The following is a 19,056-nucleotide window of genomic DNA, read 5'->3' as shown; positions in this document are numbered from 1 at the left end:
GATCCGCTGATTTCCAGGCCCGTCCTGAGCTTCCAACCCGGGGGAAATCGTCTATTGGTCAGCCAATAACTTGCTCCCATGACTTCCCGTCAGACGATTTCGTTGCCTGACGGGAAGTCATCGTCGTGGTTCAGGCTCATTCAGCCAGGTGTTGCGCCCGCAACAACCCAGCCAACCCTTCAGCCTCCACCGGCCGGCTGATCAGATACCCTTGAACCTCATCGCAACGCTCGTTCCTGAGGAATTCGAGCTGCTCCTGCCGCTCAACGCCTTCGGCCACGACCTTGAGCGACAACCCATGGGCCATTGCAATGATTGCCCGGGTAATTGCCGCATCCACGCTGCCCTCACCCAGCCCGCGAATGAACGCCTGGTCGATCTTCACGTAATCCACCGGGATGCGCTTGAGGTAACTCAAGGATGAGTAACCGGTGCCGAAATCGTCGATCGCCAACTTGACCCCAAGGTCACGCAATTGCTGGAACGTGGCGATGATGTGTTCGACGCTGTCGAGCAACTGGCTCTCGGTCAGCTCCAGTTCCAGGTATTGAGGGTCCAGACCGGTTTCTTCCAGTACCTGCCGCACCAGGCTGACCAGCTTGCCCTGGCGCAACTGATGCACCGACAAATTGACGGATACCCTGATCGGCGCCAGCCCCTGGCGCTGCCATTCGCATGCCTGCCAACAAGCCTGGCGCAATACGAACTCGCCAATTGGCCCGATCAACCCGGTCTCTTCGGCCAGGCCGATGAAATCCCCCGGTGGAACACGGCCCATGGCCGGATGATCCCAACGCACTAACGCCTCGGCGGCGTTCAGGCGACCGGTCGCCAGGCACAGTTTTGGCTGATAAAAAACCTTCAGTTGTTGCTCTTCCAAGGCCTTGCGCAGCTGATTCTCCAGTTGCAAGCGCTCCAGCGTGCTGGCCTGGAGGCTGTCGGTGTAGAACTGGAAATTGTTGCCCCCCAAATGCTTGGCATGTTGCATGGCCATGTTCGCCTGGCTGACCAGCATGGCAACTTCCCGCGTGTTGTCGGGCAACAGGCTGATGCCGATCGAGGCACTGAGCACCAGTTCATGGCCTTCTATGGCCAGTGGCACACGCAGCTTGGCGGCCAACCGAGTCGCCACCCGCGCCAGGCTCGAAAGGTTGCCATAGGCATCGAACAACACCGCAAACTCATCGCCCGATAGCCGCGCGATGGTATCCGCCTCGGGCAGCGCATTGATCAGACGTCGTGCCATTTTCTGCAACAACTGGTCGGCGATGTCATGACCAAGGCTGTCGTTGAGCAATTTGAAACGGTCCAGGTTGATATGCAGCAACGCCAGGCTGCGCCTTCCGCCCTGGCGCACACGCTGATGCGCTTCGTGCAGGCGCTCGCGAAACAGCGAGCGATTAGCCAGCCCGGTCAATTCGTCGTAATGGGTCAGGTAGCGCATCCGCTCTTCGGATTCGCGTCGCGCCGAAAGATCGGCGAAGAAGCCCACGATATGGCTGACATTTCCCCGAGCATTGCGCACGACGTTCAGTTGCAGCCATTGCGGATACAACTCGCCGTTGGCCCGTGCCTCTACCAACTCACCCTGCCAGGTGCCGTGCTGCTTGAGCGCCTGGCGAATGATGGGGTAGTGCCGGCGCGCATCGCGACTGCACGGTAGGTCCACCACATTGCGCCCGAGCATCTCATCGATATTGAAACCGGTGACCCGCGTGAACGCCTGATTGGCAGCGAGTAGCACGTAGTGGGGGTCGAAAATCACGATACCTTCGCTGGCGGCTTCGAACACCGTGGCCGCCAGTTGCCGTTGCTGCTCGAGTTCCTTGCTGGCGCTGATGTCTCGCCGGGTGCCGACCATACGCAGCACCCGTCCGCTCACGCTGCGCTCCACGGCCCGGCCGCGGTCTTCGATCCAGACCCAGTGGCCATCGCCGTGGCGCACACGGTATTCGATCTGGTAATCCTCGCTGCGGCCCTTGAGGTGTTCGACCAAGGCCCGCTTGAGCGCCGGCAGGTCCTGCGGATGCAGGCGCGGGGTGAGATGAGTGAGCATCGCCGTGATGTATTCGGGTTCCAGGCCGAAGAGTTCCTTGAGCTGAGTGTGATGGACTTCGTCAGTCTGTAGATTCCAGTCCCACAACCCCAGCTCGCTGGCTTTGAGCGCCAGGGCCAGACGCGCCTCACTCTTGCTCAACGCCTGGCTGGCGACCTCCAGTTCAAGACTGCGCTGCGCTACCCGCGCTTCCAGGCCAACCTGGGCCGCCCGTAGTTTTTCCTCCGCAGAACGGCGTTGTTCGACCTCCCGGGCCAGCGCGTCGTTGAGCTGGGCGCCGCGGGTTTGTGCTTGCTGCAGATGCTCGATCAGTGCCTGGTTCTGGAAGCGTCGCAACAGGCCGCTTTGGATCAAGCGGTTGACTTGCCAGGCGACCACGCTCAGCGAGACCAGCACGATCAGCCCAAGCCAGCCCCACCCGCGTTGCTGCTCGTCGCCGCCCCAGAAGAGGTAGCCGATGGCCGGTAACAGGCACGGCAAGGTAAAGGACAGGAATGCGGGAAGGCTCACCGCGTAGGCCACGCTGGCCGACAGGGCCGCCGCGCCAATCAGGCCGAATACCCAGGCCTGTTGCTGGAAACTGTCAGCCGGGACCAGCGCGATACCGGCCCCAGCCAGCGTCAGGCCGGTCATCGCCGAGCCGAGCAAAAACATACGCAACCAGATCGGGTGTGCCTGGCGGCTCGGCATCGCCGAATCGAAGGCCGCCACCTGGATCACCCGCAAGGCCACCAGCGACAACAACCAGACGAGCCAGACGCTGACCAGGAAATAGCGCCGCGGCTCCCATAACAGCGCGGCGCAGACCAGACCATTGAGCAACATGAACAACGTAGGCAGCAGCGAGCCTTGATACAGCAGACGTGTGCGCTCGACCGCCATCTCCATGGCGTACTGCTTGCAGATAACCCGCGGCTCCACACAGGGGCCCGCCGGATCGGAATTGAGGGTCATTGGCACTGTTTTTGTTCTTATTCAGTGGAGCGTGGAGAACCCGAAACAAACACCGAGCATACACAAGCCACGGGGCATCCCACACTGCCCCAGCTCATAAAAACACGGAAAAAAGTCGCTGTTTCATTGGGTGGCGACCCTTTCGAGCGAGTCCCGCCAACGCCTGTAGCCTGTGACCCGCCGGTCATCATCAAGCGGTCTTTTATCGGCTGATGCAAAGCTCGGTTTGCCCGGGGTGACGCCGCACCCTAGAATGCCCCGATGCGCGATGATCTCTCCCTTCTGCTGAACTCCCTCAACGATGCCCAACGTCAGGCCGTAGCAGCCTCCGTGGGTCGTCAGTTGGTCCTGGCCGGTGCCGGCTCCGGTAAAACCCGAGTGCTGGTGCACCGTATCGCCTGGTTGATCCAGGTCGAGAACGCCTCGCCCCATTCGATCCTGTCGGTGACGTTCACCAACAAGGCCGCGGCCGAGATGCGCCATCGCATCGAACAACTGATGGGCATCAACCCTGCCGGCATGTGGGTCGGCACCTTCCACGGCCTGGCGCACCGCTTGTTGCGGGCGCATTGGCAGGAGGCCGGGTTGAGCCAGACCTTCCAGATCCTGGACAGCGACGACCAGCAACGCCTGGTCAAGCGGGTGATCCGCGAGCTGGGCCTGGACGAGCAGCGCTGGCCCGCCCGCCAGGCCCAATGGTTCATCAACAGCCAGAAAGACGAAGGCCTGCGCCCGCAGCACATCCAGGCCAGCGGCGACCTGTTCCTGGCGACCATGCGCAGCATCTACGAAGCCTACGAGGCGGCGTGCCAACGTGCCTGGGTCATCGACTTCTCCGAGTTGCTGCTACGGGCGCTGGACCTGTGGCGCGACCACCCAGGCCTGCTGGCCCATTACCAGAAGCGCTTCCGGCATGTACTGGTGGACGAATTCCAGGACACCAACGCCGTGCAATATGCCTGGTTGCGCCTGCTCGCCAAGGGCGGCGACAGCCTGATGGTGGTGGGTGACGACGACCAGTCGATCTACGGCTGGCGCGGCGCCAAGATCGAGAATATTCACCAGTATTCGGCGGATTTTCCCGACGCCGAAGTCATCCGCCTGGAACAGAACTACCGCTCCACCGCCGGCATCCTCAAGGCCGCCAACGCCCTGATCGCCAACAATACCGGGCGCCTGGGCAAGGAACTGTGGACCGACGGTGGCGAAGGCGAAGCGATCAATCTCTACGCCGCCTTCAACGAACACGATGAAGCCCGCTACGTGGTGGAAACCATCGAAAGCGCGCTGAAAACCGGCCTGGCCCGCAGCGACATCGCCATCCTGTACCGTTCCAACGCCCAGTCGCGGGTGCTGGAAGAGGCCTTGCTGCGCGAGCGAATCCCCTACCGCATCTATGGCGGCCAGCGCTTCTTCGAGCGTGCTGAAATCAAGAACGCCATGGCCTACCTGCGCCTGATCGAAGGACGCGGCAACGACGCGGCCCTGGAACGGGTGATCAACGTGCCAACGCGGGGCATCGGTGAGAAAACCGTCGAAGCGATTCGCGATCACGCGCGCCACAGCCATGTGTCCATGTGGGAAGCCATGCACCAACTGGTCGCCAACAAAGGCATGACCGGTCGCGCCGCTGGCGCCCTGAAGGCCTTCATGGACCTGATCGAAGACCTGGCCGCCAAGTGCGGGGAAATGCCTCTGCACTTGATGACCCAGACCGTCATCGAGCAATCCGGCCTGATCGCCTACCACGAAGCGGAAAAAGGCGAGAAAGGCCAGGCCCGGGTGGAAAACCTTGAGGAACTGGTCAGCGCCGCGCGCAACTTCGAAAGCACCGAAGAAGACGAAGACCTGACGCCGCTGTCGGCCTTCCTCGGTCACGCTTCCCTGGAGGCCGGTGACACCCAGGCCGACGAACACGAAGACAGCATCCAGCTGATGACCCTGCACAGCGCCAAGGGCCTGGAATTCCCCTACGTGTTCCTCGTGGGCATGGAAGAAGGCCTGTTCCCCCACAAGATGAGCCTGGAAGAACCGGGACGCCTGGAAGAGGAACGGCGCCTGGCCTACGTTGGTATCACCCGTGCCATGCAGAATCTGGTGCTGACCTACGCCGAAACCCGACGTTTGTATGGCAGCGAGACCTACAACAAGGTGTCGCGCTTCGTACGCGAAGTACCGAAGGGCCTGATCCAGGAAGTGCGGCTGTCCAACAGTGTCAGCCGTCCGTTCGGTGGCGGCCAGCAGCAAAGCACCAGCAGCCTGTTCGGCGGCAGCGACATCCCGGAAACCGGCTTCAGCCTCGGCCAGACCGTACGGCATTCGGTATTCGGCGACGGCGTGATCCTCAACTTCGAGGGCGCTGGCGCCCAGGCGCGGGTGCAGGTGAACTTCAGCGAAGGCAGCAAGTGGCTGATGCTGGGGTATGCCAAGCTGGAAGCGATCTAAAAATTTCGTAAGAAGCACCTTGCTGTGGGAGCAAGGCTTGCCCGCGAGGCGGTGGCACATTTGACACAGGTGCGTCAGACAGATCGCTATCGCGGGCAAGCCTTGCTCCCACAGGTATCTCTCCCTATCCCACATTAGTTTCCGACCGAACTTATTTACTTTTCCTACAGCCCAAAGCGAACAAGCCTTCTTGCACAGCCCAAGCTGAACCTAAGCTGTCACGCAAAAGCCCGAAACACTCTGTCGCTAGCCAGCAACAGTTCAGCTGTGCAACATGGCGCGCGTGCTATCCACAAATGGGAATGCCTTTATATGAAACGTTTTCTTAGCATCGCCATGGCGCTGTGCATTGGTCTGACGATGGCCATCGACGCCAATGCCGCCAAGCGCTTTGGCGGTGGTAAAAGCTCGGGGGCTGCCCCGACTCACCAAACCAGCCAGATGGCACCGTCCTCTGCCGCCGGCTCTACCGCTGCCACCGCAGGCGCTGCCGGTGCCGCGGGCGCTGCCACCAAGGCCAGCGGTGCTTCGCGCTGGCTCGGACCCCTGGCCGGCATCGCCGCTGGTGGCCTGCTCGCCTCCATGTTCATGGGCGACGGCTTCCAGGGCATGCAGATCTTCGACATCCTGATCATGGCGGTCATCGCCTTCCTGGTCTTCCGCTTCATTGCCGCCCGTCGTCGCAAGCAGCAGGAGCAATTCGCTCCAGCCGGCCATGCGCCGATGCAGCGTGAAGTGTTCAACCAGCAGCCCGCCAGCGGTTCGATCTTCGGTGGTTCGGCGACGCCTGTGGCCGCCCGTCCGGTCATCAATGCGCCGGCCTGGTTCAACGAACAACGCTTCATCGAAGCCGCGCGCAGCCACTTCATGTCCCTGCAGCAGCATTGGGACGCGAACGAAATGGACAAGATCGCCGAATTCGTGACCCCGCAACTGCTGGAGTTCCTCAAGCGCGAGCGGGCCGAACTGGGTGATGGCTTCCAGTCCACCTACATCGATAACCTGCACGTGCAGCTGGACGGCGTCGACGATCGCGCCGACAAGACCATCGCCACCCTGACCTTCAGCGGTGTGTCGAAGGATTCTCGCTTCGACAAGGGCGAAGCGTTCAGCGAAAGCTGGAACATGGAACGTGCCCAAGGCGATGACCAGCCTTGGCTGGTGGCCGGTATTCGCCAGAACGGTTGAACCTTTGCCCGTTTTGCATGTTGAAATAAAAGAACCCCGGCTCAGGCCGGGGTTTTCTATTTCGCGGTTGCATCTATAGCGAGCTACTGTATAAACCGCTCCATATAAAACCGCGCCATCGAGAAAGAGGATCCCCGGACGTGGAAGAAATCATCGAACAATTGCGTGAAGCCAACGAGCCCGTACCGGTCCCGCTGGAGTTGCCCGACGAAGACTTGCTGGTAGAGATCGAAGAGCAGCTGTTCATCGATATCCCATTCGTCTTCAGGGAGTTTTTGCTGACCGTCAGCGATGTCGTCTATGGCAGCCTGGAACCGGTGACCGTCACCGATCCACAATCCCACACCTACCTGCCGGATGTGGCCGCCAATGCCTGGGATGCCGGTGTCGACCGCAGCCTGATCCCGATCTGCCAGGACGGCGACGATTATTATTGCGTCGAAGAAGACGGCACTGTGGTGCTGTGGCAGGCCGAAGAAGAACTGATCGCCGAAGAAACCTGGGAATCAGTCTGGCACTGGGCGCGGGACGTCTGGCTGGAAAGCTGAGCCCCACGGCCGGTCAATGCCCGGACGACTCCTTGTGATTGTCCAGGGTTTCAAGCAAGGCCACCTGCATGCGCGTATGCAGGCGGATGAACCAGCGCCAGAGCAATGCCGCCACGGCAGTCGCCACCACGGCGATCAGTACGAGCAACTTGTTGGTCGGCAGAATGCTGGCCGACAAGGCTGCCAATAGCAGGAAAATCACCAGCAACGAGAGAATCGGGATCACTTCGGCGATCACCCGACGCACGCGCTGGGTGTGGCGGCCAGCCATCTCCGGCTTCACGCCCATCTCCGCCAGCAGCATCGACAGCGCCTTGAGCTTGCGATAGGCAGCGATCAGGAACGGTAGCGACAGCAGCAACGCCCCGCCCCAGATCAATGCCTTCTGCCAGCTCGGGTCGCTGATCCACGCTTGCAGGTACGCCGACATCCGCTCGGCGAAAAAACCACCCGAAACAAAAATCGCGATGACCAGCGCCAGGTTGACCCCGACCTGCAGCAAAATCCGCCTGATCATCGAGGCCACCACCGCCCCCTCTCCGTGGGGCTGGATGCTGCGCAGCCATTCGCCATACATCCCCAACACCCGCGTCAACCGTTGCGGCATGACCGTCGCCAACTTGACGGACAGCGGGTCGGCGGCCCGGATCAGGTACGGCGTCAGCAGAGTAGTCAACACCGAGACGGCGACCGCAACCGGATAGAGGAAATCGCTGGTGACCTGCAGGGTCATCCCCAACGACGCGATGATGAAGGAAAACTCGCCGATCTGCGAAAGGCCCATCCCAACGCGCAGCGAGGTGCGTCCGTCGTTGCCGGCGATAAAGGCACCGAGGCCGCAGGACAACATCTTGCCGAGCACCACTGCGCCCGTGATCACCGTAATCGGCCAGGCGTATTGCAGCAAGATCGCCGGGTCGAGCATCAGCCCGATGGCGACAAAGAAGATCGCGCTGAACAGATCGCGCACCGGCTCCACCAGCCGTTCGATTTTCAGCAGTTGCCGGGACTCAGCCATGATCGCCCCGATCAGGAATGCCCCGAGTACCATGCTGTATTCCAGCTTCACCACCAGCAGGCAGAAGCCGAAACACAAACCCAACACGGTAATCAGCAGCATTTCGTTGCTGTCGAACTTCGCCACGTAGGCCAGCACCCTCGGCACCAGCAGAATGCCGACGACCAACGCGACGATCATGAACAACGACAACTTGCCCACCGTGGAGAACACTTCGCCGGAGCTCACGGTGCCGCTGACGGCAATGCTCGACAGCAAGGCGATGATGCCAATGCCCAGAATGTCCTCGACGATCAACACCCCGAAAATCAGCTGCGCGAAGCGCTCGTTCTTCATCTTCAGGTCGTTGAGGGCCTTGACGATGATGGTGGTGGAGGAAATGGCCAGGATCGCGCCGAGGAACAGCGAGTCCATGGTGCTCCACTTGAACCAGCGGCCGATTTCATAACCGATCCAGATCATCAGCACGATTTCGAGGAACGCCGCGATGAAGGCCGTGGCCCCGACCTTGAACAGTTTGCGCAGGCTGAACTCCAGGCCCAGGCAAAACATCAGGAAGATCACCCCAAGCTCGGCCAGGGTCTTGATCGTGTCTTCGTCGTGGATAAAACCGAACGGTGGCGTATGCGGGCCAATGATGAAGCCGGCCACGATGTAGCCCAATACCACCGGTTGCTTGAAACGATGAAAGAGCACGGTCACCAGCCCCGCTGCCATCATGATGATTGCCAAGTCTTGAATGAAACTGATGGCATGCATGTCGGAGCTCCCTGTTCAAATGACTCATCGCAGAGCTGGAGAAATCCATTTCCTCTGTAGGAATTGCCCTCACAACGGGCTTTTGAAGGGTAACACCGCGACTTCCGACAAAAAGACGGTGCAATATATGGAAACAGATCCATCGGCGCGTGACGGCAACCACAGGCGCAGCGTCCCGATATCGGTGGTTTTTAAAACCTGGTGACCTGTTTGCAGGCCACCCACCAGCACCCGCAGAGGTGCACTCCCGAATTGCTGCCTTGAACCGTGAGTACGTTATGGAACCCGGAAACGCCCAGCTGTCGATGACGGTGTTGATGACCCCCGATATGGCCAACTTCTCTGGCAATGTCCATGGCGGCACCTTGCTCAAATACCTCGACGAAGTCGCCTACGCCTGCGCCAGCCGCTACGCCGGGCGCTACGTGGTGACCCTGTCGGTTGACCAGGTCATCTTTCGCGAGCCGATTCATGTCGGCGAACTGGTGACCTTCCTGGCATCGGTGAACTACACCGGCAACACGTCGATGGAAGTGGGCATCAAAGTCGTGACTGAAAATATTCGCGAACGCTCGGTGCGCCACACCAACAGTTGCTTCTTCACCATGGTTGCGGTGGATGACCTGCGTAAACCCGCAGCCGTGCCGCCCTTGCAGCCGCAAAACAGCGAAGAAAAACGCCGCTACGAACAAGCCCAGCAACGTCGGCAGATTCGCCAGGAGCTGGAAAAGCGTTATCAGGACATCAAGGCAGACGGGCCTTGACCGACATGTGGGAGCGAGCTTGCTCGCTCCCACATGGGGCTTGCATTGATCAGAGGCTGATCGGCACAGCCTCGAACCGCACCCGTGGATGGGCGATCCGGTCTTGGGCGCGGACCAGTTCCAGTTCATAGCTGGTGCAAGCCTGGGTTTCCAGTAGTACTTCATGCACCGCCGCGGCGGTGAATTCGAGCGCCGCCACCAGGCTGTCCCCCAACAGTATCCGTGCCAGGAACAACCCCGAGGTCAGGTCACCCACGCCCACCGGTTGGCGCGGGAAAGCCAGCAGTGGACGGCGCAGGTGCCAACTGCCATCGGCGGTCACCAACAGCATTTCGAAGCTGTCATCCGGCTTGCCAGGGTAGGCCAGGTGCTTGACCAGCACCGCCTTCGGTCCACGAGCCAGCAACGCCCGGGCCATGGCCAGGCAGTCGAGCAAAGACTGCGCCTTGCGTCCCGAAAAACTGTCCAGTTCCAGTTGGTTCGGGCACATGAGGTCCGCCACGGCGGCGGCTTCTTCCAGGAGAAACTCACTCACCTCGGGCGCCACGATGCAGCCTTTCTCTGGATGTCCCATGACCGGATCACACAGGTACAGCGCCTTCGGATTGGCGGCCTTGATCCGCGCCACGCCCGTCAGAATCGCCCGCCCCTGGGCCGCGCTACCCAGGTAACCGGACAGCACCGCATCGCAGTTACCCAGCTCACCGATGGCCGCAATGCCTTCTACCAATATCGGTATCTGCTCTGGGGCCAGCACTTCACCGGCCCATTGGCCGTACTGGGTGTGATTGGAAAACTGCACGGTGTTGAGCGGCCAAACGTTCACGCCAATCCGCTGCATCGGAAACACTGCGGCGCTATTGCCGGCGTGTCCAAATACCACGTGGGACTGAATGGCAAGCAGATGAGGCGTACGTTTCATGCGGGAAGTTTCCGTAAAACGATTGAAATTCAAGCCGCGCAGTATGCGACTAAACGCAGCCTATACGACAGACCGGCGAGACAGTTAAGCTGGCAGCAACTTGTTGGAGCACTTCGTTCATGCTGACCCTTGGAAACATTTTCGTGCTGATACTGCTGGCTACCGGCGGCGCCTGGCTGTGGCACAACCATGGCTTGCGCGAACGGGCGTTGGCGAGGGTCATGCAGCATTGCGCCAACCTCAAGATCGAGCTGCTGGACGGCAACGTGGCGCTGAAAAAAATCGGTTTCGTGAAGGACGCCAGCGGACGACGACGCCTGGCACGCGTCTACACCTTCGAATTCACCGTCACCGGTGAAAGCCGCCATTCAGGCACCATCACCCAGTTTGGCGCACACAGCGCACACATCGAACTGGCGCCCTACCCGATGCCCTTCGAAGAAACACCGCCCCCCCCCATTGAACCGGTCCACACCAGGCCCAGGGCTGAAGTCATCGAGTTGAGCCAGTGGCGCCAGGAACACAACAAGTGGAAGCCTTGAAACAGGGCTGACTCAGCGACACCGACAATTCGCCAGCCCGGTTTGCAGACCATCAACGTCTTGCGCCTGATCGAAAATCAGCTCGATCCGAGAATCCTGGCGCCACTCACTGGCTTGCCAGCCCAGCGCCGCCCCCTCCAGCGCATTGGCTGAAACCCAGCCGTCGACGCTGTGGATAACCATCTTCGCCCGTCTCCAGTCTTGGCCTTGTAGCCATCGCTCCAGTGCCGCTGCGTCGAATTGCTGGCTGGGGTGCCAGCGCCAACCAATACTCCAGCCACCTTCCTGCTGCTGATACAGGCAGATCGGCAGCGTCGGGTCGGACCAGATGGCCGGTATCTGGCCCAAGCTCCTCGGTAGATTCAAGTTATCCACAACCCCACTGCCCCGAGCCGCAAGGCCTGGTAATCGATCGATCGGCAGCGCAGCCTGCTGCGTCCAGTACAACGCACGCCCTGAGAGTTGCGCCTCCAGCCGTTGGCGATCGGCTTGTGTGAGGGTCTCGGACTTGTTCAGCACCAGCAGTCCGGCATCCGACAGGGTTTGTTGCTGCGCGTCGGGCAAAGGCTTGCCGTCCACCATCGCCCGGGCATCCAACACCAGCACACAGGGTTGCACCGCCAGCACGCCGAGCCATGGCGCTTCGCTCAGCTGGCGCATCAACTGCGCCGGATGCCCCAGGCCCGAGGGCTCGATGAATAGCCGATCCGGCCTGGCCTTGCGCAGCAAACGCCCAAGACCGATCTGAAACGGCGCGCCGTTGACGCAGCACAAGCAGCCACCGGCCACTTCGCCCAGTGCGATACCATCGCCAGCCTGGGTCAGCAACGCGGCATCCAGGCCGATCTGACCGAACTCATTGATCAGCACCGCCCAGCGTTCATTGGCCGGTCGCTGCGCCAGCAGATGCCTGATCAGGCTGGTCTTGCCGGCGCCCAAGGGACCGGCGATGACATGGGTGGGAATGTGCTGCAACATAATCGACGGCTTTCGATGGAGGTGAATATGCGAATGATCGGCTGGTTGTTACTGGCACTGACTTCGAACCAGGCATTGGCCCAGGCTTGTGTGGTCCACAGCCAGGCGGAACGGCTGGATGTGAAAGTCTGCCAGCAGAACCGCAACATCCCGCAGAAGCTGTTTGCCGACGGTTTCTGCCAGCCAAACCTTGCCGGTCAGAAAGTAGAGGTGCAATACGTCGATCAATGCCCTGGCGGCGCGTTCGGCATCTGCAGCAATGCCCAAGTCGCCAATATGCCTTACCGCCAGGATATTCACTATTACGGCGTGGCGACCGATACCGCTTATCTGCAGCCATTTTGCGAAGGAAAAAGCCAGGGTACCTGGGTCAAGCCTTAAGCCAACCAATCCAGCGTGAGAATCAGTCGACGCTCTCCCGGCGCGGGTTCCGGCGAGCGATGGATCAGGCCAAGGCCTTCGTTGCCGTGCCATTTTTCGCCTTTAAGCAAACCCACATCACCGCAACGAAACTGCTGGATCACGCACGGATCACTGGGCTCAGCCTCAGGCTCGGCAAGTCGTCGACGGTCCATGACACCTTCCTCGAGCCACTGGCTGCCGACGCCTGCATAGGTGGTCAGCAACCGCACCGGCACGTGGTCGACGTGAAAGCGCGGGCACATCGCCTTGTCCAGCGTGCGCAGGCGCAGACCGACACGTTGGGCACCCAATAGGCAGGCAAATGCACTGACGAGCCAGGAGACATCGGCGATAAAGCCTTCATAGCCTTGCAGGTCGCTGAAACCTGCAGCCAGGCCTTGCAACGCCGGCTGCGTGTCATCCTCCGGCAACTCAAGCACACGTGATTCGGCCAGCGACTGGTCCATCGCCAGCACCATGGTCGCAAAATCGCTGATGTGTGCAGGAAGCCGGCGCTGCCAGACCGCCAGGTTAGTGCCGTCGTCCAGGATCTGCATGAATACTCCTGGCGTATCACCTTTGACCTGTCGTGCCTGCGCTGCCCTTTTCAGATTGGGCGCCAGCATCACGCCGCGACCTCTTCATGCCATGGACCGAACGGATCCGGCAACAGGCGCCAACTTTCAACACCGAGGGCCATTTCCGCGTCGGTGAGCAAGCAAGCGTCCAGTTCGGCGGTGAGCTGGCTGAAGTCGATGTCTTGACCAATGAAGACCAGCTCCTGGCGGCAATCGCCTGTGGCAGCAAGCCAGTTCTTCATGATCGCCGCTGTACTTTCCTCATCTTGCGGCCATTGGTTTTTCGGCACGAACCGCCACCAGCGCCCGGCGAAGCCATGCCGCATCAAGCCTCCGGCCTGGGACCAACTGCCCGCTTCCTCAGGTTTGCTGGCCAGCCAGAAGAAACCCTTGGAGCGCAGGAGTTTGCCATTAGGCCAGGGACGGTCGATGAAATTGAAGAAGCGCTCGGGATGAAACGGCCGGCGTGCTCGGTAGGCGGTCGAGGCGATGCCATATTCCTCGGTTTCTGGCACGTGCTCGCCACGCAGTTCCTGTAGCCAGCCAGGGGCCTGGGCGGCGCGTTCGAAGTCGAAAAGGCCCGTGTCGAGGATTCTGCCCAGCGGCACCTGCCCCATGACCATGGGGAGGATCTGCGCCTGGGCGTTGAGACGTTGCACAATTGCGATCAATTCTTCCCGATCATGCTGGCTGATCAGGTCAATTTTGCTGATCAGAATCACGTCGGCAAACTCGATCTGTTCGATCAGCAGGTCAGTGATCGAGCGTTCATCGTCCTCACCCAGGGTTTCACCCCGTGACGCAAGACTTTCAGCGGCCTGGTAATCCAGCAGGAAATTCACCCCATCGACCACCGTCACCATGGTGTCGAGCCGCGCAACATCGGCAAGGCTTCGACCTTCTTCGTCACGAAAAGTGAACGTTTCTGCCACTGGCAACGGTTCGGAGATGCCTGTGGATTCGATCAGCAGATAATCGAAACGCCCTTCCCTGGCGAGTTGCCCGACTTCTTCGAGCAAGTCCTCGCGCAACGTGCAGCAGATGCAGCCGTTGCTCATTTCCACTAGCTTTTCTTCGGAACGACTCAAGGTGACATCTCGCTGGACTTCGCTGCCATCAATGTTGATCTCGCTCATATCGTTGACGATCACCGCAACCCGCAGATTGTCGCGATTACGCAAAACGTGGTTGAGCAGCGTACTTTTACCGGCACCGAGGAATCCGGAAAGCACGGTTACGGGAAGACGATTGGGCATCAGGTATATCCTCATCGGGCGGCCGCTTCGACTACGGCTCGTTTCCAGGTTTGGCTGGGGTCAGGGTCACGGTGTTTTATGTTATAGCATAACAACACAATTCAACCAGCCCCCGCCATCCCTCATTGGCCTGAGATCACTCCATGCGCACTCATCTGAAATTCGTATTGGCGAGCCCGTTGTTGCTGTGGGGGTTAAGCGCTTCGGCCCAAACCCCTCTCCTGGCGAATTGCACCCGTAGTGCAAATCTGCTGGCGTGCGTGGACATTCAGGGCAATGCCTACAGCGTCGCAACGGCGGGAAACACCATTTATTTACGAGGTTTTGAAGCGGCCAGTCGTCGTTATTGGGCGCAAACCAATAGCCGTTACGGTCAGCTCACCTTCTTTACTGGTTTGGCATCGGATGGAGAAAGTTGGGTCGGATACAGCCGGCGTGTGGGCTGGACGACCCTCAATCGTTTCTCGAGTTCTGGTGGTAGTGCGGGTGCATTTGTATGCGGACGCATGAACGGTTGCCAGGATTCATCGCGCTGATGTTTCACGTGGAACGTAAACGTTTAGGGAGATGAAACTCCTTTCATGGAAAAGGTTTCTCTAAATTAGTTGTTATACTATAACATCTAATTTTGAACCTTCGATGGACCTTGACCATGAACGCGTTAACCCTGCCCGACATCGCAGCGCAGGCTTCACGTCAAACCCTGCCCCTTGATTGGGTGGGTATGTGCGGCATCGCAACACCGGTGTTGATTGACGGCCAACGTCTCAGTGCAATGGCCGACGCAGGTGTCAGCCTTGATGACGGTGAGGCGCGCGGCATTCACATGTCACGATTATATCTGGCGCTAGAGCTGCTCGAAGAGACGACGCTTTCGCCGGCGTTATTGCGTCGAATCCTTCAGCAATTTCTCGATAGCCATGAAGGTTTGTCCCACGCGGCATCGCTCAGTGTGTATACCGATCTGCTGCTCAAGCGTCCGGCACTCATCAGCCCGCTTGAGGGTTGGAAACGCTACCCGGTGAGCATCGAAGCCCACTTGAAAAACGCAATGTTCCACGTGGAACTGAAAATCCAGATTCCCTATTCCTCCACCTGCCCTTGTTCGGCCGCACTTGCCCGGCAATTGATCCAACAGCAATTCGTCGATGACTTCGCTAACAAGAAACTTGAGCACGCCGAGATCCTGGCCTGGCTAGGTTCATCGAATGGCATTGTCGCCACCCCTCATAGCCAACGCAGTACGGCGAGCCTGACCCTACACCTGAATGCCGATGCCGACGATTTACCGCTGCAGTCTTTCATCAACGAAGCCGAAGCAGCCCTCGGCACCGCTGTGCAAACCGCCGTCAAGCGCGCCGATGAACAGGCCTTCGCCCTGGCCAACGGCCAAAACCTGATGTTCTGCGAAGACGCAGCGCGGCGATTAAGCACAGCCCTGAGGCGGTCACCGGACATCGTTGCGCTGAATGTGCGCGTCGTTCACGCCGAAAGCCTGCACGCCCATGACGCCGTGGCGCAAAGCAGCTGGACCCGGGAGGCATCATGATCAACTGTCAAGCACTGCGCTGGGGTGCCCCCGGACAACCCCTCACGCCGCCGCTCGCGATGCAGCGAGAGGCCGGCAGTCTCACCGCCATTATCGGTGCCAACGGCTCGGGCAAAAGCAGCCTGTTGAAAGTGCTCGCGGGGCTGCAAAAACCGCTCTCCGGCAAAGTCACCCTGGATGTTCCACGGTGTGGTGGGGTTTCGTTCATGCCGCAGCAGCAACATCTGGATCGGCAATTCCCCATCAGTTTGCAAGAGTTGGTGGCCGCCGGTTCCTGGGGTAATCGACACACGCCAGCGATGCGAAGGCAGTTGCTCCAGACCGTACTGGCCGACTGGGCGCTGACCGGCCTCGAACATCGTCCGCTAATGGCGCTGTCTGGGGGCGAGCTGCAACGCGCCCTGCTCGCTCGCCTGAGCCTGGCCGAAGCGCCACTGCTGTTGCTCGACGAACCCCACGCCGCCCTCGACGAACAGGGCCAGGCGCTGCTGTGGAAACATCTCTATCACTGGCACGCCCAGGGCCGAACCGTCGTGGTGGTATGCCATGATCTGGCAGCGGTCCGCCAACATATCCCCCATACGCTGCTGATCAGCAACACCGGCTGCGTGCTGGGCCGCAGCGTCGACTTGATCGCTCAACAACCCCACACGTGGGTGGCCTGATGCTTGCGGCCACTCATCTCTGGCAACCGTTTCAAGAGTTTGTCTTCATGCGCAGGGCCTTGCTCGGCGGCCTGGTGCTGGCGTGCAGCACGGCGCCGTTGGGCGTGTTCCTGATTCTTCGGCGCATGAGCCTGATTGGTGACGCCGTAGCGCACGGCATTCTGCCTGGCGCCGCCCTGGGTTTCTGGTTCGCCGGGCTGAGCCTGCCAGCATTGACCATTGGCGGCCTGGGCGCGGGCCTGAGCATGGCCGGACTCGCCGCCTGGATTACCCGGCGCACCGGCCTACGGGAAGATGCCAGCCTCGCGGCGATTTATCCCATCTCTCTGGCGGCCGGCGTGTTGATCCTCGGCATGGCCGGTAAACGCCTGGACTTGCTTCACTTGCTGTTCGGCTCGGCGCTGGCGGTAGACGGCCCGACACTTACCGGCATGCTCTGGGTATCCGGTGCCAGCCTGTTGGTGATGGCGTTGATTTACCGACCGTTGCTGCTCGATACGCTGGACCCACTGTTCCTGCAAACCGTCAGTCGTCTCGGCCCGTTGGCCCATGGTGTGTTCCTGACCCTGGTGGTGTTGAACCTGGTGATTGGCTTCCAGGCCATCGGTGCGCTGATGGTGGTCGGCCTGATGATGTTGCCAGCCGCCGCGTCGCGATTCTGGAGCCGTCGCCTGCCACTGCTGATGCTGATCGCGGCGCTGCTTGGTTGCCTCTCGGTGTGGCTTGGCCTGTTGTTGTCCTTCTATTACTCACTGCCCAGTGGGCCGTCCATCGTACTGGTGGCGGGCGTGTTGTACCTACTGTCGGTGGTATTCGGTCCGGTGCACGGTTTGCTGCGCCGCCCGCCTTTGCTCACATCCCAATGAGGTGTTTCCCGATGCGCGTTCTGCTCGTGCTATTCAGTCTGATGCTGTCCATGTCCCTGTCCGCCGCCGAAAAGCTCCAGGTGGTGACGAGCTTCAGCATCCTCGCCGACATGACCCGACAGGTCGGCGGTGAGCATATCCACATCACCAACATGGTCGGCCCGGACACCGATGCACACACCTACGAACCCACGCCAGACGACGCCAAGGCACTGCTCAAGGCAAAACTGATCATCAAGAATGGACTGGGCTTCGAGCCATGGTTGGATCGCCTGGTGACCAGCACTGAAACCACTGCTCCGGTGATCAGCGCCAGCCGCGGCGTCATCCCGCGCTCACTGGATGAGGATGGCGAGACCATCCCCGACCCGCACACATGGCACAACCTGGCGAATGCCGAGCTGTATGTCAGCAACATCACCAAGGCATTGGAAGCTGCCGACCCGTCCAACAAGGCCGATTACGAACGCAACAGCCAGGCGTACCTGAAGAAAATCTACGCCCTGCTCGCCGAAGCCAAGGCCAAGCTCGGTGCATTGCCACCAGGCAATCGCAAGATCGTGACCTCCCACGATGCATTCGGTTACCTGGGCCAAGCCTATGGCATCGAGTTCATGGCGCCCCAGGGTTTATCCACAGAGCGTGAACCGTCGGCAGCAGAAGTCGCGGCACTGATTACCCAGATCCGTCAGGCGAAGGTCAAAGCGGTGTTCATGGAAAACATCAAGGACGCACGCCTGCTCAAGCAGATCGCCGACGAGAGCGGCGCGCACATCGGCGGCACGCTGTATTCCGATGCACTCGCGGCCAGCGGACCGGCCAGCACCTTTACTGGTCTGTTCGAATACAACCTCAATACGTTGTATGAGGCGCTGAGTCGGCCTTGAGAGCATTTGTCGGAGCAAGGCTTGCCTGCGATGAACGGTGACGCCCCTGGCGATGTACCGAGTTGTTTGCGTCGCGAGCAAGCTTTGCTCCCACAGATTCTCCAAACGATTACTTCATACCCGCTTCAAGCCCTCGGCTTGACCGTCCCGCAATCCTGCCCCAGCCACACCGCGCGAGTGTCGAGACTGCCGTTCTGCTGGATGCCGGTGGCATTGAACGTGCCGTTGACCTTGGTGGTGAACTCACGATCGCTCTGGAACGTCGCAACGCCATTACCCTGGGCTTTCGGGCAACTGAAGCGAAACTTCCACTGATTGCCGGTGCGCTCGGTGATCTGCTGCTTGCAACCCGATTGCGGGTCTTGCAGCGGAATGTCATTGGTTTGCACCTGCGCCGGGGTCAGGCAGACACGGATGCCTTTACCGCCCATGGTGATGCCCTGCTTTTCCAGCATCGCCCGTTGTTCCGGAGTCATCTGGTTCTGCACCTGGCCCAGGATCAGTTGCAGGTCTGGCAGGTTCTGGTTATCGACCTTCATGTTGCTGGTGGTCAGCTCCCACAAACCCGGCTGGAGCATCTGCGCCTGAGCCGCCATCGGAACCGACAACCCCATTGCCAAGGCCACACCCAGCAGACGAACATTCATTGCATAAACTCCAGAGGACAAGTGGCCGTTAG

The 19,056-nt window shown here is 60.2% G+C and carries 18 protein-coding genes; 11 read left to right on the top strand and 7 right to left on the bottom strand.

Going from position 1 to position 19,056, the window contains the following annotated elements:
- Nucleotides 1-136: 136 nt before the first annotated feature.
- Nucleotides 137-3,010 carry an EAL domain-containing protein gene (locus AB4O22_RS27120; protein WP_223472493.1) on the bottom strand — a complete coding sequence of 958 codons (2,874 nt, stop codon included), beginning with the start codon at nt 3,008-3,010 and terminating at the stop codon, nt 137-139.
- 261 nt (nt 3,011-3,271) lie between these two features.
- On the opposite strand from AB4O22_RS27120, the gene uvrD reads away from it, so the two are divergent.
- The 3 genes from uvrD to AB4O22_RS27105 all read left to right on the top strand — a co-directional run bounded on the left by uvrD (nt 3,272) and on the right by AB4O22_RS27105 (nt 7,191).
- Entirely contained in the window at nt 3,272-5,455 is a 2,184-nt protein-coding gene (gene uvrD / locus AB4O22_RS27115; RefSeq protein WP_460105853.1) for a DNA helicase II, read from the top strand.
- Nucleotides 5,456-5,767: 312 nt separating this feature from the next.
- The gene (locus AB4O22_RS27110; protein ID WP_223472491.1) at nt 5,768-6,643 is read left to right on the top strand and encodes a Tim44 domain-containing protein; all 876 of its coding nucleotides are present in this window, start codon (nt 5,768-5,770) and stop codon (nt 6,641-6,643) included.
- A gap of 140 nt (nt 6,644-6,783) precedes the next feature.
- Nucleotides 6,784-7,191 carry an SMI1/KNR4 family protein gene (locus AB4O22_RS27105; RefSeq protein WP_003187120.1) on the top strand — a complete coding sequence of 136 codons (408 nt, stop codon included), beginning with the start codon at nt 6,784-6,786 and terminating at the stop codon, nt 7,189-7,191.
- A gap of 13 nt (nt 7,192-7,204) precedes the next feature.
- On the opposite strand, the gene AB4O22_RS27100 is transcribed toward AB4O22_RS27105, so the two are convergent.
- On the bottom strand, nt 7,205-8,968 hold the full coding sequence (locus tag AB4O22_RS27100; RefSeq protein WP_223472490.1) for a cation:proton antiporter: 1,764 nt from the start codon (nt 8,966-8,968) through the stop codon (nt 7,205-7,207).
- A 278-nt stretch (nt 8,969-9,246) separates the two neighbouring features.
- Here AB4O22_RS27100 and AB4O22_RS27095 point away from each other — a divergent pair, with 278 nt between their 5' ends.
- Nucleotides 9,247-9,732 carry an acyl-CoA thioesterase gene (locus tag AB4O22_RS27095; protein WP_003206993.1) on the top strand — a complete coding sequence of 162 codons (486 nt, stop codon included), beginning with the start codon at nt 9,247-9,249 and terminating at the stop codon, nt 9,730-9,732.
- 49 nt (nt 9,733-9,781) lie between these two features.
- Here the strand turns inward: AB4O22_RS27095 and pdxY are convergent, their stop codons facing one another.
- Nucleotides 9,782-10,654: a pyridoxal kinase PdxY gene (gene pdxY, locus AB4O22_RS27090; protein WP_027912849.1), complete on the bottom strand. Its 873-nt coding sequence runs from the start codon at nt 10,652-10,654 to the stop codon at nt 9,782-9,784.
- Nucleotides 10,655-10,773: 119 nt separating this feature from the next.
- Between pdxY and AB4O22_RS27085 the strand changes: the two genes are divergently transcribed.
- Complete coding sequence (locus tag AB4O22_RS27085) at nt 10,774-11,196, top strand: DUF3301 domain-containing protein (RefSeq protein WP_223472489.1); 423 nt, start codon at nt 10,774-10,776, stop codon at nt 11,194-11,196.
- 12 nt (nt 11,197-11,208) lie between these two features.
- Here the strand turns inward: AB4O22_RS27085 and AB4O22_RS27080 are convergent, their stop codons facing one another.
- On the bottom strand, nt 11,209-12,174 hold the full coding sequence (locus AB4O22_RS27080) for a CobW family GTP-binding protein (protein ID WP_223472488.1): 966 nt from the start codon (nt 12,172-12,174) through the stop codon (nt 11,209-11,211).
- Between the two features lie 27 nt (nt 12,175-12,201).
- Here AB4O22_RS27080 and AB4O22_RS27075 point away from each other — a divergent pair, with 27 nt between their 5' ends.
- On the top strand, nt 12,202-12,555 hold the full coding sequence (locus AB4O22_RS27075; RefSeq protein ID WP_223472487.1) for an NADH:ubiquinone oxidoreductase: 354 nt from the start codon (nt 12,202-12,204) through the stop codon (nt 12,553-12,555).
- Here the strand turns inward: AB4O22_RS27075 and AB4O22_RS27070 are convergent.
- Both AB4O22_RS27070 and zigA read right to left on the bottom strand, forming a co-directional pair.
- A complete protein-coding gene (locus AB4O22_RS27070; RefSeq protein WP_027912850.1) occupies nt 12,552-13,202 on the bottom strand; it encodes a DUF1826 domain-containing protein in 651 nt (216 codons plus the stop codon). The genes AB4O22_RS27075 and AB4O22_RS27070 overlap by 4 nt on opposite strands.
- Nucleotides 13,202-14,410: a zinc metallochaperone GTPase ZigA gene (gene zigA / locus AB4O22_RS27065; RefSeq protein WP_003207005.1), complete on the bottom strand. Its 1,209-nt coding sequence runs from the start codon at nt 14,408-14,410 to the stop codon at nt 13,202-13,204. The genes AB4O22_RS27070 and zigA overlap by 1 nt, the downstream gene beginning before the upstream one ends.
- A 143-nt stretch (nt 14,411-14,553) precedes the next feature.
- Here zigA and AB4O22_RS27060 point away from each other — a divergent pair, with 143 nt between their 5' ends.
- From AB4O22_RS27060 to AB4O22_RS27040, 5 genes are all read left to right on the top strand, one after another.
- Nucleotides 14,554-14,946, top strand: coding sequence for a glutamine synthetase (locus AB4O22_RS27060; protein WP_223472486.1), 393 nt, complete (start codon nt 14,554-14,556; stop codon nt 14,944-14,946).
- 116 nt (nt 14,947-15,062) lie between these two features.
- Nucleotides 15,063-15,959 (top strand): GTP cyclohydrolase FolE2, encoded by an 897-nt coding sequence (gene folE2, locus AB4O22_RS27055; RefSeq protein ID WP_223472499.1) that lies wholly within the window; start codon nt 15,063-15,065, stop codon nt 15,957-15,959.
- Nucleotides 15,956-16,624 carry a metal ABC transporter ATP-binding protein gene (locus AB4O22_RS27050; protein WP_223472485.1) on the top strand — a complete coding sequence of 223 codons (669 nt, stop codon included), beginning with the start codon at nt 15,956-15,958 and terminating at the stop codon, nt 16,622-16,624. The genes folE2 and AB4O22_RS27050 overlap by 4 nt, the downstream gene beginning before the upstream one ends.
- Nucleotides 16,624-17,490, top strand: coding sequence for a metal ABC transporter permease (locus tag AB4O22_RS27045; RefSeq protein ID WP_223472484.1), 867 nt, complete (start codon nt 16,624-16,626; stop codon nt 17,488-17,490). The genes AB4O22_RS27050 and AB4O22_RS27045 overlap by 1 nt, the downstream gene beginning before the upstream one ends.
- Nucleotides 17,491-17,501: 11 nt before the next feature.
- Entirely contained in the window at nt 17,502-18,377 is an 876-nt protein-coding gene (locus tag AB4O22_RS27040) for a metal ABC transporter substrate-binding protein (RefSeq protein WP_223472483.1), read from the top strand.
- A 125-nt stretch (nt 18,378-18,502) separates the two neighbouring features.
- On the opposite strand, the gene AB4O22_RS27035 is transcribed toward AB4O22_RS27040, so the two are convergent.
- Nucleotides 18,503-19,024 (bottom strand): DUF3617 domain-containing protein, encoded by a 522-nt coding sequence (locus tag AB4O22_RS27035; protein WP_003207015.1) that lies wholly within the window; start codon nt 19,022-19,024, stop codon nt 18,503-18,505.
- Nucleotides 19,025-19,056: the final 32 nt, after the last annotated feature.

Source organism: Pseudomonas sp. S3_B11, from assembly GCF_054667715.1.
The sequence above is the reverse complement of the archived record's forward strand: the minus strand, read 5'-3'. Positions and strand labels throughout refer to the sequence as shown.

What these genes read in the sequence shown, in the direction of transcription:
- AB4O22_RS27120 (WP_223472493.1), bottom strand. Translation starts at nt 3,010, where the DNA reads ATGACCCTCAATTCCGATCCGGCGGGCCCCTGTGTGGAGCCGCGGGTT.
- uvrD (WP_460105853.1), top strand. Translation starts at nt 3,272, where the DNA reads ATGCGCGATGATCTCTCCCTTCTGCTGAACTCCCTCAACGATGCCCAA.
- AB4O22_RS27110 (WP_223472491.1), top strand. Translation starts at nt 5,768, where the DNA reads ATGAAACGTTTTCTTAGCATCGCCATGGCGCTGTGCATTGGTCTGACG.
- AB4O22_RS27100 (WP_223472490.1), bottom strand. Translation starts at nt 8,968, where the DNA reads ATGCATGCCATCAGTTTCATTCAAGACTTGGCAATCATCATGATGGCA.
- AB4O22_RS27095 (WP_003206993.1), top strand. Translation starts at nt 9,247, where the DNA reads ATGGAACCCGGAAACGCCCAGCTGTCGATGACGGTGTTGATGACCCCC.
- pdxY (WP_027912849.1), bottom strand. Translation starts at nt 10,654, where the DNA reads ATGAAACGTACGCCTCATCTGCTTGCCATTCAGTCCCACGTGGTATTT.
- AB4O22_RS27085 (WP_223472489.1), top strand. Translation starts at nt 10,774, where the DNA reads ATGCTGACCCTTGGAAACATTTTCGTGCTGATACTGCTGGCTACCGGC.
- AB4O22_RS27080 (WP_223472488.1), bottom strand. Translation starts at nt 12,174, where the DNA reads ATGTTGCAGCACATTCCCACCCATGTCATCGCCGGTCCCTTGGGCGCC.
- AB4O22_RS27075 (WP_223472487.1), top strand. Translation starts at nt 12,202, where the DNA reads ATGCGAATGATCGGCTGGTTGTTACTGGCACTGACTTCGAACCAGGCA.
- AB4O22_RS27070 (WP_027912850.1), bottom strand. Translation starts at nt 13,202, where the DNA reads ATGCTGGCGCCCAATCTGAAAAGGGCAGCGCAGGCACGACAGGTCAAA.
- zigA (WP_003207005.1), bottom strand. Translation starts at nt 14,410, where the DNA reads ATGCCCAATCGTCTTCCCGTAACCGTGCTTTCCGGATTCCTCGGTGCC.
- AB4O22_RS27060 (WP_223472486.1), top strand. Translation starts at nt 14,554, where the DNA reads ATGCGCACTCATCTGAAATTCGTATTGGCGAGCCCGTTGTTGCTGTGG.
- folE2 (WP_223472499.1), top strand. Translation starts at nt 15,063, where the DNA reads ATGAACGCGTTAACCCTGCCCGACATCGCAGCGCAGGCTTCACGTCAA.
- AB4O22_RS27050 (WP_223472485.1), top strand. Translation starts at nt 15,956, where the DNA reads ATGATCAACTGTCAAGCACTGCGCTGGGGTGCCCCCGGACAACCCCTC.
- AB4O22_RS27045 (WP_223472484.1), top strand. Translation starts at nt 16,624, where the DNA reads ATGCTTGCGGCCACTCATCTCTGGCAACCGTTTCAAGAGTTTGTCTTC.
- AB4O22_RS27040 (WP_223472483.1), top strand. Translation starts at nt 17,502, where the DNA reads ATGCGCGTTCTGCTCGTGCTATTCAGTCTGATGCTGTCCATGTCCCTG.
- AB4O22_RS27035 (WP_003207015.1), bottom strand. Translation starts at nt 19,024, where the DNA reads ATGAATGTTCGTCTGCTGGGTGTGGCCTTGGCAATGGGGTTGTCGGTT.